The following is a 14,829-nucleotide window of genomic DNA, read 5'->3' on the forward strand; positions in this document are numbered from 1 at the left end:
CGCCCGCCCGAGGGGCGTGGGCACGAGCCGAACCCCGACCGGGAGGGCGTCATGGGTGTTCGACTCGTGGTGGTGGACGACCACCGGCTGTTGGCGGAGGCGCTGGCCACCGCACTGCAACTGCGCGGCCACCGGGTGCTCGCGGTCGGTTCCCCGGCCGGGGTCGCCGCCGACCTGGTGGTCGGACGGCGGCCCGAGGTGTGTCTGCTGGGGGTGGCCGCGCCGGGGGAGTCGGGTGCCTTCGAGGGGCTGCGCCGGATCCGTCGGGAACGCCCCGAGGTGGCGGTGATCGTGCTCGGCCCGGTGGGGGAACTGCGGGGGGTGGCGGGGGCGTTCGCGGCCGGTGCGGCCGGGTACGTGCCCAGCGACGAGCGGATCGAGGTGGTCGAGCGGGCCATCGGACGGGCGCGCGCGGGCGAGGCCGCGGTCGCGGTGGACATCCTGCGCGGCGCCTTCGACCAACTGCTGTGCCCGGCGGCCGAACCGGACGACGAGGCCGTCCGGCTGCTGCGGCTGCTGACCCGCCGTGAGGTGCAGGTGCTGGCCCGGATCGCGGACGGCGAGGACACCGCGGCGATCGCGGCCGGGATGCGGATCGCCGCCAGCACCGCCCGGACGCACGTCCAGCGGGTGCTGATGAAGCTCGGCGCGCGGACCCGGCTTGAGGCGGCCGCGGTGGCGGCCCGCACCGGTCTGCTGGAACGGATGGCCGGCGGCTGAGGAGCCGCCGGGGAGCCCGGAAGCAGTCGTCCGGGTGGTGCGGAGCACCCCGGTGCGATTGGGAGAATGACCCCGGTCGTACGCATTTCCGTCGACGGCTTCCGCCCGCCCGGGCGGACCGTCGTTCGCTGGAGGTCGCAACATGAGTAAGTACCTGGTCACGGGTGGCGCCGGCTACGTCGGCAGCGTGGTCGCCGCCCACCTGCTGGAGGCGGGGCACCAGGTGACCGTCCTGGACGATCTCTCCACCGGTTTCCGCGAGGGCGTTCCGGCCGGTGCCGAGTTCGTCGAGGGCCGGATCCAGGAGGCCGACAAGGTGCTGGACGGCTCCTTCGACGGGGTGCTGCACTTCGCCGCCTGCTCGCAGGTCGGCGAGTCGGTCGCGGACCCGGAGAAGTACTGGCGCAACAACGTGGCCGGCTCGCTGGAGCTGATCAGCGCGATGCGCGCGGCGGGCGTGCGCAGGCTGGTGTTCTCCTCCACCGCCGCCACCTACGGCGAGCCGGAGGCCGTGCCGATCGCCGAGACCGCGCGCACCGCGCCGACCAACACCTACGGCGCCACCAAGCTCGCGGTGGACCACCTGATCACCGGTGAGGCGGTCGCGCACGGCCTGGCCGCCGTCTCGCTGCGCTACTTCAACGTGGCGGGCGCGTACGGTGCGTACGGCGAGCGGCACGACCCCGAGTCGCACCTGATCCCGCTGGTCTTCCAGGCCGCGCTGGGGCAGCGCCCGCACATCGCGGTGTACGGCGACGACTACCCGACGCCGGACGGCACCTGCATCCGCGACTACATCCACGTCGCCGACCTGGCCGAGGCGCACCTGCTGGCGCTGGACGCGGCCGAGCCGGGCGAGCACCTGATCTGCAACCTGGGCAACGGCAGCGGCTTCTCGGTGCGCGAGGTGATCGAGGCGGTCAAGCGCGTCACCGGTCGGGAGATCCCGGTGCGGGTCGAGGGCCGCCGGGCCGGCGACCCGGCGGTGCTGGTGGCCTCGGCCGCCCGCGCCCACGAGGCGCTCGGCTGGACCCCGCGCCGCCCCGACCTGGACGAGATCGTCGCCGACGCCTGGAAGTTCACGCTGGCGAAGAACGACCGCTGAGCGACGGCCCGCTGAGCGACGGCCGCTGAGTAGCGGCCGGCGGGTAACGGCCCGCTGGGCAACCGCCGCCGAGCGGACGCCGGTTGGGGGCGGGCCGGCTCCCGCCGCCGCGGGGGCACCGCACCGGGAACGCCCGGAAGCGGTGCCCCGCGGCGGCCGCTCGACGGCTCAAGTCCGGTCAGCCGCACGCCTCCTGGCGAAACTTCACCGAATCGCCACGAGCGCGTTTGCCGCCCCGTAGGCTGAGTGCGGTACCGGTGGGGGCCGGCGCCCGTTCGGCCTCACCGGCCACCGGTGGGCGGGCGGAACGGCGGGTCCGGAACGCGGATGCCGGGCCGGTCCCCGTCCCCGGGCTCGGGCGGTGTGAGCAGGGGGAGGGACGATGGGGCGGATTCGCGTCCTGGTGGTCGACGACCACCGGATCTTCGCCGAGGCACTGGCCGCGGCGCTGGCCGCCGAGCCGGACGTGGACGTGGGGGCGGCCGGGAGTGCCGCCGCCGCCGAGCGGGCCCTGGAGCGGGCGGCCGGCGAGGGCCGGTCCTACGACGTGGCACTGATCGACGCCGACCTCGGCGGTGAGGCGTCCGGCGCGGGCGGAGTGCCCGGCACGGCCGGAACGATCGGAGCGACCGGGACCTCCGGTATGGCCGGGTCGCCCGGCGGGTCCGGAGCGGCCGCGCCGCACGCCCGCCGCCGGCCCGGTGCGGAGTACCCCGAGGAGGCCCGGCGCGGCCGCTCCGCCCCGCCGGTGCCGCAGCCGCGCCGGCCGGCCGTACCGGCGGGGGCGCCGGTCCCGCCGTCGGGCGGGCTGCCGCCCGTCGGCCGGTCCGCGGTGGACCCGCTGCGCGGCGACCAGCTCAGACCCGCCGCCCCGCCGCCCGACGGCATCACCCTGCTGGCCCGGCTCCGCCGCGCCCACCCGGGGCTGCGGGCCGTCGTCCTGGCCACCGCCGACGATCCGCACCGCGCCGCCCGCGCCCTGCACGCGGGCGCCACCGGCTGGGTGGCCAAGGAGAGTTCGCTGGCCCGGCTGCTCGCGGTGGTCCGGGGCGTGCTGCGGGACGAGACGCACCTGCCGCCCGCGCTGCTCACCGGAGTGATCCGGGAGCTCACCACCGCCCGGCGGGACCGCACCGAGAGCGAGCGGCTGGTGGACACCCTGACCCCGCGGGAGAAGCAGATCCTGCGCTGCATGGTCGCGGGCCTCGGCCGGCAGGCCGTCGCGGAGCGGCTCTACCTGTCGCCGCACACCGTCCGGACGCACATGCAGAACGTGCTGGGCAAGCTCGGGGTGCACTCCACGCTGGCGGCCGTCGCGGTCGCCCGCCGGGCCGGGGTCAGCCCCGCCGAGCCGGCCGTGCCCCCGCCGCCCTCGGTGGTCGGCACCGTCGACCGGCCCTGAGGACGGGGCCGCCGGGTCTGGAGGCCGTCGTCAGCCCGGGATGTTGTCGAACGGGGCGACCAGCAGCCGCAGCAGCGCGGCGAGTTCGGTCTGCTGGCCGGAGGTGAGCTGGGCGAGCAGTTCGCGCTCGTGCGCGAGCAGCCCGGCGAGCGCCTGGTCGGCGCGGTCGCGGCCGTCGTCGGTGAGCCGGACCAGCACGCCGCGCCGGTCGTCCGGGTCGGGCAGGCGCTTGACCAGGCCCTTGCCGGTGAGCCGGTCGATCCGGTTGGTCATGGTGCCGGAGGTGACCAGGGTCTGGGTGAGCAGCTGGCCGGGGGAGAGCTGGTACGGGGAGCCGGCCCGCCGAAGGGCGGTCAGGACGTCGAACTCCCAGGGCTCCAGGCCGTGCTCGGCGAAGGCGGTGCGGCGGGCGCGGTCGAGGTGCCGGGCGAGCCGGCTGACCCGGCTGAGCACCTCCAGCGGCTCCACGTCGAGGTCGGGGCGCTCCCGGCGCCACGCTGCGACCAGCCTGTCGACCTCGTCCTCCATGACGATCAGTGTATCGGTGGATGTGTCGATGTGAAGTCTCTTGACATCGAGAAATGTGCCAGCGAGGCTACCGGGGGATATCTTGATGTCGAGATACCTGCGAGGTGAACCGTGACCACCCCCGTCTGGGACCCGGCGCAGTATCTGCGCTTCGCCGACGAACGCACCCGCCCGCTGCGCGACCTGCTCGCCCGCGTCCCCGCCCTCCCGCACCCCGGTGCCGAGGTGGTCCTGGACATCGGCTGCGGCCCCGGCAACTCCACCGCCGTGCTGCGCGAGCGCTGGCCGCGGGCCCGCCTCACCGGCGTCGACAACTCCGCCCCGATGCTGGCCACCGCCCGTACCCGGGGCGAGCCCGACGCCGAGTACCTGCTCGCCGACGCCCGCGACTACGACCCGGCGCCGGCCCGGCCCGACCTGATCGTCTCCAACGCCACCCTCCAGTGGGTGGACGGGCACCTGGCGCTGCTGCCGCGCTGGGCGGACGCCCTCGAACCCGGCGGGGTGATCGCCTTCCAGGTGCCGGGCAACTTCGACGCCCCCAGCCACACCCTGCTCGCCGACCTGCGCGGCAGCGCCCGCTGGCGGGACGCGCTCGGCGGCGAGGGCGTCCGGGCCGGCGTCCACCAGCCCGAGCGCTACCTCGACGCCCTGGCCGCCGCCGGCTGCGTCCCGGACGTCTGGGAGACCACCTACCTGACCCTGCTGCCGGGGCCGGACCCGGTCCTGGAGTGGGTCAAGGGCACCGCGCTGCGCCCGGTCCTCACCCGGCTCACCGACCCGGCCGACCGGGCCGCCTTCCTCGCCGAGTACGGGCGGCTGCTGCGCGAGGCCTACCCGGCCGGGCCGCACGGGACGGTGTTCCCGTTCCGGCGGATCTTCGCGGTGGGGACCAGGCGGTCGGTCGGGGCCGGGCGGTCGGGCTGAGTCGGACGGGCCGAGCGGGCGGAGCGGGCCGAGTCGGGACGGTCAGCCCTGGCGGTCGCCGACCAGCTTCGGGTGGCGCTCCAGGCCCTCCAGCCCGTGCCAGGCGAGGTTCACCAGGTGCGCCGCCACCGTCGCCTTGTCCGGCTTGCGGACCTCCAGCCACCACTGCCCGGTCAGCGCGACCATCCCGACCAGCATCTGCGAGTACATCGGGGCCAGCCGGGCGTCGAAACCGCGGGACTTGAACTCCAGGCCCAGGATGTCCTCGACCTGCGTGGCGATGTCGCTGATCAGCGACGCGAAGGTGCCGGTCGACTGGGCCACCGGCGAGTCCCGGACCAGGATCCGGAAGCCGTCCGTCGAGGTGTCGATGTAGTCCATCAGCGCGAAGGCGGCCTGCTCCAGCAGCTCGCGCGAGTGCCCGCCGGTCAGTGCTCCGGTCACCATGTCCAGCAGCAGCTGCATCTCGCGGTCGACGACCACCGCGTACAGCCCCTCCTTGCCGCCGAAGTGCTCGTACACCACGGGCTTCGACACCCCGGCGCGCTCGGCGATCTCCTCCACCGAGGTGCCGTCGTAGCCGCGCTCCGCGAAGACCGTCCGGCCGATCTCCAGCAGTTGCTCGCGCCGCTGCTTGCCGGTCATCCGGACCCGGGCGGCCCGGCGGCGCGGGGTCGGGGGCGAGCCGCCGCCGGTGCCCCGGTCCGGACCTCCGTCGCCGGCGCCGGCCGCCGGTGCAGCGGCCCGCGGACGGGCGGGCGCCGTGGCGGGCGCCGCGTCCGTCCGCGTGCTGTGGTGACCGCCTGTGCTGTCTGCGCTGCTCCCGTTCACCCCTACATCATGCTGGAAGCGCCGCCTCATGCGGCGCGGCGGGCGGCGATCCGCTGCGCGTCCGGCCAGCGGACGTCCCGCACCCAGCCGGCCAGCTCGAACCAGCGGATCAGCCGGGCCGAGGAGTCGATCTGCCCGCGCAGCACCCCGTGCCGGGCCGCGGTCGGGTCGGCGTGGTGCAGGTTGTGCCAGGACTCCCCGCAGGAGAGCACGGCGAGCCACCAGACGTTGCCGGAGCGGTCCCGGGAGCGGAACGGGCGCCGGCCGACGGCGTGGCAGATCGAGTTGATCGACCAGGTGACGTGGTGCAGCAGCGCCACCCGGACCAGCGAACCCCAGAAGAAGGCGGACAGCGCGCCCTCCCAGGACAGGCTCACCAGGCCGCCGACCAGCGCGGGCAGCAGCAGCGAGACGGTGGTCCAGAGCCAGAACAGCCGGGAGATCCGCCTCAGGGCCGGGTCACGCACCAGGTCGGGGGCGTACTTGGCCTGCGAGGTCTGCTCCTCGTCGAACATCCAGCCCATGTGGGCCCACCACAGGCCCTTCATCAGCGCCGGGACGCTCTCCCCGTAGCGCCACGGCGAGTGGGGGTCGCCGTCCTTGTCGCTGAACCGGTGGTGCTTGCGGTGGTCGGCCACCCAGCGCACCAGCGGGCCCTCGACCGCGAGGCTTCCGACGATCGCCAGGGCCAGGCGCATCGGGCGGTTCGCCTTGAACGCGCCGTGGGTGAAGTAGCGGTGGTAGCCGACGGTGATGCCGTGGCAGGTGAGGAAGTACATGGCGACGGTGATCGCGAGGTCCGTCCAGCCCAGCCCCCACCCCCAGGCCACCGGGACGGCGGCCACCAGGGCGGCGAACGGCACCAGGATGAACAGCGAGAGCGCGAGCCGTTCGGCCAGGCCCTGCTTCTCCCCGCCACGGGTGGCGGACAGCTGCGCGGCCGCGGCGTCGGTCTCGACGGTCCCGTCGGTCTCAGGGGTCACGTCGGGATCGGCGGGGCCGGCGGTCACGTCGGAATCGGCGGAGTCGGAGTCGGAGTGGGGAGACGGAGTGCGGGACGCGGCGTTCCCCGCGCGCGCCTCGCCTGCCTGGATGGTCATGGGCGTCCCTAATGCGGCGTCCCGGAACGGGAGTGATGCGGACCTACGTTGGCGTAACCTACGGCATCGTAGGTTGCGCTCCGTGTCCAGGGGAACACTCCGCAACGCGGCGCTCGAGTGAATTCACCCGGCTGGATGGACGAACCGGAGGGCCGCCGGGTCCGGTCGCCGGGAACGGAATCGGGTTCGTGGATCGGTGCAAGTCGATACCCACGGCAGGGCCCACTCGGGTAGGGTCTGACACGACTGTCCGCCGTGGTGTAATGGCAGCACAGGGCCCTTTGGAGGCCTTTGTCTGGGTTCGAATCCTAGCGGCGGAGCCTCTGCACGCCTCGGGTTCGGGCGTTTTCCACCGCGCCGGTATTGTCGGTGCTGCTCGGCGGACTGTGCGAATGGCGACCGGCCTGGGTCCGGGCCGGGCCTGCTCTGCCCTCTCTGTGAACTTACCGAGGAGCCTCCCCGCATGGGTGCCAATTCGCTTGCCGCCGTTGTCGTGCTCGCCGCCGGTGGCGGGACCCGGATGAAGTCGAACAAGCTGCCCAAGGTGCTGCACGAGGTGTGCGGGCGCTCGCTGGTGGGTCACGCGGTCTCGGCGGCCCGGGAACTGACCCCGGACCAGCTGGTCGTGGTGGTCGGCCACCAGCGCGAGCAGGTCGTGGGGCACCTGGCGGAGCACTACCCGGCCACCCGCACCGCGGTGCAGGAGCAGCAGAACGGCACCGGGCACGCGGTGCGCACCGCGCTGGAGTCGCTGACCGCCGACGGCGTGGTGCTGGACGGCACCGTCATCGTCACCGCCGGCGACTCGCCGCTGCTGACCGGGGAGACCCTGCGCCGGCTGGCCGACGCGCACACCGCCCAGCGCAACGGCGTCACCGTGCTGACCGCCGTCGTCCCCGAGCCCTTCGGCTACGGCCGCATCCTGCGCGACGAGGACGGCACCGTCGCCGCGATCGTCGAGGAGCGGGACGCCAGCGCCGCCCAGCGCGCGATCACCGAGATCAACTCCGGTGTCTTCGCCTTCGACGCCGAGCTGCTCACCGCGGCGCTGGGCGAGCTCACCACGGACAACTCGCAGGGCGAGGAGTACCTGACCGACACCCTGGAGATCCTGCGCAAGGCGGGTCACCGGGTCGGCGCCGTGGTGGCCGAGGACCACCGGGACATCCTGGGCATCAACGACCGGGTCCAGCTGGCGCAGGCCCGCCGGCTGCTGAACGACCGCCTGCTGGAGCGGGCGATGCGCGAGGGCGTCACCGTGGTGGACCCGGCGACCACCTGGTTCGACGTGCAGGTCAGTTACGAGCCGGACGCCGTGGTGCTGCCGAACACCCAGCTCCAGGGCGCCACGCACCTGGGCGAGGGCTGCGAGGTGGGCCCGAACTCGACCCTCAGGGACACCCTGGTCGGCGCCGGCGCCCGGGTGAGCAACACCACCGCCGACCGCGCCGAGGTGGGCGAGCTGGCCACCGCCGGGCCGTACGCCTACCTGCGGCCGGGGGCCAAGCTGGCCCGCAAGGCGAAGGTCGGCACCTACGTCGAGGTGAAGAACTCCGAGCTGGGCGAGGGCGCCAAGGTGCCGCACCTGTCCTACATCGGCGACGCCACGATCGGCGAGGGCACCAACGTCGGCGCGGCCTCGGTCACCGTGAACTACGACGGCGTGAACAAGCACCGCACGGTCATCGGCGCGCACTGCCGTACCGGCTCCGACAACATGTTCATCGCCCCGGTCACCATCGGTGACGGCGCCTACACCGCCGCCGGCTCGGTGGTCACCAGCGACGTCCCGGCCGGGGCCCTCGGTGTGAGCCGGGCCACCCAGCGCAACATCGAGGGCTGGGTCGAGCGCAAGCGCCCCGGGACGGTGTCCGCGCAGGCCGCGAAGGCGGCGGTGGACGGGGCCGAGCAGGCCTGAGCGGGCGGGCCGGAGCCCTAGGGCAGGTCCCGAGGCGGACGGTTTCTGCGCGGGCGCGTAACCTGGGGGACATACGTGCGCCACTGGGCTTACCGCCCGTGTCCAGGCGTACCGACATTCCCCCGACCCCGTACCGCGCGTGGGCCTCGCCTGCCCGCACCGGGTCGAGGGTTCAGCGTCCGCAACGCGAGGAGACGGTGCAGTGAGCGGGATCACGACGTCGGGTGAGAAGAAGCTGAAGCTCTTCTCCGGCCGTGCCCACCCGGAGCTGGCGAAGGAGGTGGCCGAGGCGCTCGGGACCGAGCTGGTCCCCACCAAGGCCCTGGACTTCGCCAACGGCGAGATCTACGTCCGCTTCCTGGAGTCCGCGCGCGGTGCGGACTGCTTCGTGATGCAGAGCCACACGGCTCCCATCAACCAGTGGATCATGGAGCAGCTGATCATGATCGATGCTCTGAAGCGGGCCTCCGCCAAGAGCATCACCGCGATCCTGCCGTTCTACGGCTACGCCCGCCAGGACAAGAAGCACCTCGGCCGCGAGCCCATCTCGGCCCGCCTGATCGCCGACCTGCTGCGCCAGGCCGGCGCCGACCGCCTGATGGCCGTGGACCTGCACACCGCGCAGATCCAGGGCTTCTTCGACGGCCCGGTGGACCACCTGTTCGCGCTGCCGCTGCTGGCCGACTACATCGGCGGGAAGGTCGACCGCTCCAAGCTGACCGTCGTCTCGCCGGACGCCGGCCGGGTGAAGGTCGCCGACCAGTGGTGCGACCGGCTGGACGCCCCGCTGGCGATCATCCACAAGCGCCGCGACATCACCCAGGCCAACACCATCCTGTCGGCCGACGTGGTCGGTGACGTCAAGGACCGGGTCTGCGTGCTGGTCGACGACATGATCGACACCGCCGGCACGATCTGCGCCGCAGCCGACGCGCTGTTCGACAACGGCGCCGCGGACGTCCTGGTGGCGGCCACCCACGGTGTGCTCTCCGGCCCGGCCGCGGACCGGCTGAAGAACTCGCGGGTGAGCGAGTTCGTGTTCACCAACACGCTGCCCACCCCGGCCTCGCTCCAGCTGGACAAGATCACCACGCTGTCCATCGCCCCGTCGATCGCCGCCGCGATCCGCGAGGTCTTCGAGGAGGGCTCGGTGACCAGCCTCTTCGAGGGCGTGCACTGACGAAGCCCGTGCAGGCGGCCCCGGTCCGGACGGACCGGGGCCGCCGCCGATTTCGCGGGAGGCCGTCCGTGCGGTTAGACTCGTGAAACTGCTCGGCGAGGGATGCCGTGTGCCCGCTCGCCGGGTGCCCGCTCCGTGATCGACGCGCTGCCGGTGCCGGATCAACGTCCGCCCGGCAGGCCGTTGCCGCCGAGTGACCCCCGAACGTACTGAGGGTGTGGTCCCGGCGGTTTTTCGCGTTGCCTGCACCCCCGCGCCATTTCCACGAGGAGTGCAGTCGTGTCCGAGATCCGTATCGCCGCTGAGACCCGTACCGAGTTCGGCAAGGGTGCCGCCCGCCGCGCCCGCCGCGCCGGCTTCGTCCCGGGTGTCGTCTACGGCCACGGCCACGCCCCGGTTCACCTGAACCTGCCCGGCCACGACCTGATGATGGCCCTGAAGACCCCGAACGCCCTGCTGGTCGTCCCGATCGAGGGCAAGGACGAGTACGTCCTGCCGAAGGCCGTCCAGCGCGAGGCCATCAAGCGCACCATCGAGCACGTCGACCTGCTGCTGGTCAAGCGCGGCGAGACCGTCACCGTCGAGATCCCGGTCCACACCGAGGGCGAGCTGGCCCCGGGCGGCAACCTGCTGGAGCACGTCCTGCAGGCCCTGCCGGTCGAGGCCGAGGCCACCCACCTGCCCGAGGCCGTCACCGTCTCGGTCGAGGGCCTGGAGGCCGGTGCCTCGATCACCGCCGGCGACATCGAGCTGCCCAAGGGCACCTCGCTGGCCGTCACGGCCGACACCGTCGTGCTGCAGGTCATCGGCGCCCAGGCCTCGCAGGCCGACGCCGACGCCGAGGCCGCCGAGGCCGCCGCCGAGGCCTGAGCCTCGCACCGCTAGTTGAGACCGCTGCCCCGGTCGCTCCCACTGGAGCGCCCGGGGCAGCGGTGTGTCCGGGATGATGGCGACGAGCGCACAGACGAGGAGTGGAAGCGGCATGGCGGACGAGTACGAGGGCCCCTGGCTGGTGGTGGGGCTGGGCAACCCGGGCGAGCAGTACGCCCGGAACCGGCACAACATCGGGTTCATGGTGGTGGACCTGCTGGCGCAGCGGATGGGCGCCAGGTTCAAGGCGCACAAGAGCCGGGCGCAGGTGGCCGAGGGACGGCTGGCGGGCAGGCGGGTGGTGCTGGCCAAGCCGACGTCCTTCATGAACCTCTCCGGCGGGCCGGTGACGGCGCTGCGGGACTTCTACAAGGCGCCGACCTCGGCGCTGGTCGCGGTCCACGACGAGCTGGACATCGACTACGCGACGCTGCGGCTGAAGCTGGGCGGCGGGGACAACGGCCACAACGGGCTGAAGTCGATCACCAAGTCGCTGGGCCCGGACTACTACCGGGTGCGCTGCGGGATCGGCCGTCCGCCGGGCCGGATGGAGGTCGCGGACTTCGTGCTGAAGGACTTCTCCTCCACCGAGCGCAAGGAGCTGGAGTGGTTCGTGGACCGCTCGGCGGACGCGGTGGAGGCGCTGCTGTCCGAGGGGCTGGAGCGGGCCCAGGGGACGTACAACTCCTGATCCGCTGACCGCCCGTCAGGGCGGGCGCGGGTACGCAACGGTCGTACAACGCTTGCCCGTCCACACCTGAATCGGCGTGAGAGCCCCGTGCCGGATCGGATAGCGTCGGCCTGGTACGCGAACGAGTCCTGGGGAGTTCTCGATGCGGGGATTGCGTCCGGTCCGCCGAGTGCGGCGGAGCCGGGTGGTGGAGCTGAAGCGGCTCGGACGGCGGGTCGGTACGGCCGGTGCGCTGGGGGCGGCCGGGGTGCTGCTGTCGAGCGGCGCGGTGGCGCACGCGGAGCCGGTCGCCGAGTCGGACCCGGCGGTCGCGCCGGAGCCGGCGGCGGCGCAGTTCGGGCCGGTGCTCGGCGATTCGATGGGCCCCGACGCGGGGCTGCTGGCGGTCGGCGGCGGCCTGGTGGTGGCGGCCGGCGGTGCGGCGCTGTGGCTGAAGCGCAGGCGCGCGGGCGAGGGCGCGGAGTAGGAACCGCCATGGCGAGGGGCCGGTGTCCCGGGACACCGGCCCCTCGGCCGTTCTCGGGCCCCGGCCGGAGGTCCGGCCGGGGCGGCCGTCAGCCGGTGTTGCGCAGGCCGGCGGCGATGCCGTTGACGGTCAGCAGCAGCGCGCGGGCGCGCAGCGGGTCGTCCTGGCGGCCGGCCGCGAGCTCCTCGCGCTGGCGGCGCAGCAGCGCGACCTGGAGGTAGGAGATCGGGTCGAGGTAGGCGTCGCGGACGGCGAAGGTCTGCTTCAACACCGGGTTGTGCTCCAGCAGTTCGCTCTCGCCGGTGAGCCGGAGCACCTCGCGCAGGGTGAGCGCGTGCTCGGCCTTGATCTGGTCGAAGACGTGGTGCAGCTCGCCGGGCACCAGCTGCTCGACGTAGTGGGCGGCGATCCGCAGGTCGGTCTTGGCCAGCGTCATGGCGACGTTGGACAGGAAGTTGCGGAAGAAGTGCCACTCGCCGTACATCTCGTCCAGCACGTCGCCCAGGCCCGCCGCGCGGGCGGCGGCGAGGCCGGAGCCGACGCCGTACCAGCCGGGGACGATCTGCCGGGACTGGGTCCAGCCGAACACCCACGGGATGGCCCGCAGGCCGTCCAGGCCGGCGCCGGAGTCGGGACGACGGGACGGACGGGAGCCCAGGTGCAGCGAGGCGAGCTGGTCGACCGGCGTGGAGGCGAAGAAGTACTTCGGCAGGTCCTCCTGCTCGACCAGGGAGCGGTAGGCGGTGTGGGCGGCCTCGGACACCTGGTCCATCGCGGCGTCCCAGCGGGCCAGCGACTCGGGGGCCTGGCGCGGGGCGGTGTGCAGCGCGGAGGCGGAGAGCGTGGCGGAGAGGGTCAGCTCCAGGTTCTCCCGGGCCAGCGAGGGGAGCAGGTACTTGTCGGAGATGACCTCGCCCTGCTCGGTGACCTTGATCTCGCCCTCCAGGGTGCCCCAGGGCTGGGCCAGGATGGCCTCGTGCGAGGGGCCGCCGCCGCGGCCGACGGTGCCGCCGCGGCCGTGGAACAGGCGCAGCCGGATGCCGTAGCGGTGGGCGACGTCGCGCAGCCGGCGCTGGGCGCGGTGGATCTCCCACTGGGAGGTGGTGATGCCGCCGAACTTGGAGGAGTCGGAGTAGCCGAGCATGACCTCCTGGACGTCGCCGCGCAGCGAGACGAGCAGGCGGTAGGACGGGTCGGAGAGCATCTCGTCGAGGATGCGGTCGGCCTGCTGGAGCTCGTCGGTGGTCTCCAGCAGCGGCACGATGCCGATCTTGGCGATGCCGGCGTGCAGGTCGATCAGGCCGGCCTCGCGGGCCAGCACGGTGGCGGCGAAGACGTCGTCGGCGCCCTGGCACATGGAGATGATGTAGCTCTCGACGATCTCGTCGCCGAACCGCTCGAAGCCCCCGCGGATGGTGTTGAACACGCCGAGGGTCTTGGTGCCGGCCTCGTCCAGCGGGGCCGGGGTGGGGGCGAGCGGGCGGCGCGAGCGGAGTTCCTTGGCGAGCAGCTTCTGCCGGTACTCGCGGGGCATGTCGGCGTAGCGCCAGGCCTCCTCGCCGAGCCGGTCGAAGAGCTGGCCGAGGGCGTGGTGGTGGGCCTCGGCGTGCTCGCGCACGTCCATGGTGGCGAGTTGCAGCCCGAAGGCCTCGACGGTGCGGATGGCGCGGGCGAGGCGGCCGTCGGCGATCAGCTCGCCGCGGTGGGCGCGCAGCGAGTCCTGGATCAGCCGCAGGTCGGCGATCAGCTCGCGGGTGCCGAGGTAGTCGCGGCCCTCGACGTGCGGGGTGCCGCCGGCCAGCCGCTCGCGGGTGTTCTCCAGCTTGAGCCGGATGCAGGTGGCCTTGAGGCGGTAGGGCTCCTCGGCGTTCATCCGCTTGTAGCGCGGGCTGAGTTCGGGGAGCAGGTGCAGGTCGGTGTTGAGCGAGGCGAGCAGCTCGACCGAGGCGCCGGCCAGCCGCTCGGAGGTGGAGAGCGTGTTGCGCAGGTCGTCGATCGCGGCGAGCGCGTCCTTGATGCCGTACTCGTGCTGGAGGTTGAGGACGTCCCAGGTGACCTGCGGGGTGACGTTGGGGTTGCCGTCGCGGTCGCCGCCGATCCAGGTGCCGAAGGTGAGCGGCCGTACGCCGTCGGGCAGGTTCAGGCCGACCCGGGCGAGCTCCTCGTGCAGCTCCTCCAGGACCTCGGGGACGGCCTCGCGGTAGAGCTCGTCCAGGTAGTAGACGGCGTTGCGGGCCTCGTCGGTGGGCTCGGGGCGGGCGATGCGCAGCTCGTCGGTCTGCCAGAGCAGGTCGATGACCTCGGCCAGGCGGCGGTCGGCGGAGCGCTTGGCGCTGCTCGTACGGGCCTGGTCGGCGGCGGCCAGGCCGGAGGTGACCTCGTCGCGGTGGATGCGGTCGAGGAGTTCGCCGATCCGGCGCAGCTTGTTGAGGACGCTGCGGCGGGCGGCCTCGGTGGGGTGCGCGGTGAAGACCGGACGGACCGCGAGGTGGGCCAGGGTGTCCTGGAGGTGCTTGGGGTCGGCCTCGGCGAGCTGGTCGGCGGTCTGCGCGAGCAGCGAGCCCTCCCGGGCGCGGCGGGTGGCGAACTCCCGGCCGCGGTGCACCTGCTCGGTGACGTTGGCGAGGTGGAAGTAGGTGGAGAACGCCCGGACCAGCTTGGCGGCGGTGTCCAGGTCGATGTCGGAGAGGAGTTCGGCGGTGGCCTCGCCGTCGGTGCGGCTCAGCAGGCGGACCTGTTCGACCAGGCCCAGCAGCTGGGGGCCCTCCTGGCGGACCAGCGTCTCGCCGAGCAGGTCGCCGAGACGGCGGATGTCCGCGCGCAGGGCTGAGTTGTCGGCGATTGCGCCGGCTGTGGCACCGGGCGTGGGGTTGTCCGCCGGGGTGGGGACCGGAGCGGTCACGGCTGGCTCCCTGTGGTGGTGGGGTTCGGCAACGGCTCATCGTCACAGGTCCACACGCGTGTGGCGGGTGTGACGCGTGCGGACCGCGCTGTCCGACGCGACCAGCATAGGTGTCGGGGCGGGCGGTGTCCGCGAGGTGGCCGGATGGCGGACAACGCTGCCGAAAACCACCTGTGGTCTGGACCACTT

The 14,829-nt window shown here is 73.4% G+C and carries 13 protein-coding genes and 1 tRNA gene; 10 read left to right on the forward strand and 4 right to left on the reverse strand.

Going from position 1 to position 14,829, the window contains the following annotated elements; genetic code table 11:
- The first annotated feature begins 51 nt into the window (after positions 1-51).
- From ACZ7RU_RS03750 to ACZ7RU_RS03760, 3 genes are all read left to right on the forward strand, one after another.
- Positions 52-720, forward strand: coding sequence for a helix-turn-helix domain-containing protein (locus tag ACZ7RU_RS03750; protein ID WP_470339344.1), 669 nt, complete (start codon positions 52-54; stop codon positions 718-720).
- 142 nt (positions 721-862) lie between these two features.
- Positions 863-1,825 carry a UDP-glucose 4-epimerase GalE gene (galE, locus tag ACZ7RU_RS03755; RefSeq protein ID WP_470339345.1) on the forward strand — a complete coding sequence of 321 codons (963 nt, stop codon included), beginning with the start codon at positions 863-865 and terminating at the stop codon, positions 1,823-1,825.
- A gap of 382 nt (positions 1,826-2,207) precedes the next feature.
- A complete protein-coding gene (locus ACZ7RU_RS03760) occupies positions 2,208-3,227 on the forward strand; it encodes a LuxR C-terminal-related transcriptional regulator (protein ID WP_470339346.1) in 1,020 nt (339 codons plus the stop codon).
- A 30-nt stretch (positions 3,228-3,257) separates the two neighbouring features.
- Here ACZ7RU_RS03760 and ACZ7RU_RS03765 read toward each other — a convergent pair whose 3' ends face one another.
- Positions 3,258-3,755, reverse strand: coding sequence for a MarR family winged helix-turn-helix transcriptional regulator (locus ACZ7RU_RS03765; RefSeq protein WP_360351434.1), 498 nt, complete (start codon positions 3,753-3,755; stop codon positions 3,258-3,260).
- 111 nt (positions 3,756-3,866) lie between these two features.
- Between ACZ7RU_RS03765 and ACZ7RU_RS03770 the strand changes: the two genes are divergently transcribed.
- Positions 3,867-4,682, forward strand: coding sequence for a methyltransferase domain-containing protein (locus ACZ7RU_RS03770; RefSeq protein WP_470339347.1), 816 nt, complete (start codon positions 3,867-3,869; stop codon positions 4,680-4,682).
- Between the two features lie 42 nt (positions 4,683-4,724).
- Here the strand turns inward: ACZ7RU_RS03770 and ACZ7RU_RS03775 are convergent, their stop codons facing one another.
- The gene (locus ACZ7RU_RS03775; protein ID WP_363576138.1) at positions 4,725-5,327 is read right to left on the reverse strand and encodes a TetR/AcrR family transcriptional regulator; all 603 of its coding nucleotides are present in this window, start codon (positions 5,325-5,327) and stop codon (positions 4,725-4,727) included.
- Positions 5,328-5,539: 212 nt separating this feature from the next.
- Positions 5,540-6,496 carry an acyl-CoA desaturase gene (locus ACZ7RU_RS03780; RefSeq protein WP_470339348.1) on the reverse strand — a complete coding sequence of 319 codons (957 nt, stop codon included), beginning with the start codon at positions 6,494-6,496 and terminating at the stop codon, positions 5,540-5,542.
- A gap of 366 nt (positions 6,497-6,862) precedes the next feature.
- Between ACZ7RU_RS03780 and ACZ7RU_RS03785 the strand changes: the two genes are divergently transcribed.
- The 6 genes from ACZ7RU_RS03785 (at position 6,863) to ACZ7RU_RS03810 (ending at position 11,738) form a co-directional block, all read left to right on the forward strand.
- Positions 6,863-6,933, forward strand: a tRNA-Gln gene (locus tag ACZ7RU_RS03785).
- Positions 6,934-7,076: 143 nt separating this feature from the next.
- Complete coding sequence (gene glmU / locus ACZ7RU_RS03790; RefSeq protein ID WP_470339349.1) at positions 7,077-8,531, forward strand: bifunctional UDP-N-acetylglucosamine diphosphorylase/glucosamine-1-phosphate N-acetyltransferase GlmU; 1,455 nt, start codon at positions 7,077-7,079, stop codon at positions 8,529-8,531.
- A gap of 202 nt (positions 8,532-8,733) precedes the next feature.
- Positions 8,734-9,711, forward strand: a complete 978-nt coding sequence (locus ACZ7RU_RS03795; protein WP_470339350.1) for a ribose-phosphate diphosphokinase — start codon at positions 8,734-8,736, stop codon at positions 9,709-9,711.
- Positions 9,712-9,990: 279 nt separating this feature from the next.
- Positions 9,991-10,581 carry a 50S ribosomal protein L25/general stress protein Ctc gene (locus ACZ7RU_RS03800; protein ID WP_470339351.1) on the forward strand — a complete coding sequence of 197 codons (591 nt, stop codon included), beginning with the start codon at positions 9,991-9,993 and terminating at the stop codon, positions 10,579-10,581.
- 112 nt (positions 10,582-10,693) lie between these two features.
- Complete coding sequence (pth, locus tag ACZ7RU_RS03805) at positions 10,694-11,272, forward strand: aminoacyl-tRNA hydrolase (protein WP_470339352.1); 579 nt, start codon at positions 10,694-10,696, stop codon at positions 11,270-11,272.
- Positions 11,273-11,456: 184 nt separating this feature from the next.
- Complete coding sequence (locus ACZ7RU_RS03810; RefSeq protein ID WP_470339353.1) at positions 11,457-11,738, forward strand: hypothetical protein; 282 nt, start codon at positions 11,457-11,459, stop codon at positions 11,736-11,738.
- A gap of 88 nt (positions 11,739-11,826) precedes the next feature.
- Here the strand turns inward: ACZ7RU_RS03810 and ppc are convergent, their stop codons facing one another.
- Positions 11,827-14,580, reverse strand: coding sequence for a phosphoenolpyruvate carboxylase (gene ppc, locus ACZ7RU_RS03815; RefSeq protein WP_470339747.1), 2,754 nt, complete (start codon positions 14,578-14,580; stop codon positions 11,827-11,829).
- Positions 14,581-14,829: the final 249 nt, after the last annotated feature.

It is taken from the genome of Kitasatospora sp. NPDC114501 (genome assembly GCF_055633695.1).

What these genes read in the sequence shown, in the direction of transcription:
- ACZ7RU_RS03750 (WP_470339344.1), top strand. Translation starts at nt 52, where the DNA reads ATGGGTGTTCGACTCGTGGTGGTGGACGACCACCGGCTGTTGGCGGAG.
- galE (WP_470339345.1), top strand. Translation starts at nt 863, where the DNA reads ATGAGTAAGTACCTGGTCACGGGTGGCGCCGGCTACGTCGGCAGCGTG.
- ACZ7RU_RS03760 (WP_470339346.1), top strand. Translation starts at nt 2,208, where the DNA reads ATGGGGCGGATTCGCGTCCTGGTGGTCGACGACCACCGGATCTTCGCC.
- ACZ7RU_RS03765 (WP_360351434.1), bottom strand. Translation starts at nt 3,755, where the DNA reads ATGGAGGACGAGGTCGACAGGCTGGTCGCAGCGTGGCGCCGGGAGCGC.
- ACZ7RU_RS03775 (WP_363576138.1), bottom strand. Translation starts at nt 5,327, where the DNA reads ATGACCGGCAAGCAGCGGCGCGAGCAACTGCTGGAGATCGGCCGGACG.
- glmU (WP_470339349.1), top strand. Translation starts at nt 7,077, where the DNA reads ATGGGTGCCAATTCGCTTGCCGCCGTTGTCGTGCTCGCCGCCGGTGGC.
- pth (WP_470339352.1), top strand. Translation starts at nt 10,694, where the DNA reads ATGGCGGACGAGTACGAGGGCCCCTGGCTGGTGGTGGGGCTGGGCAAC.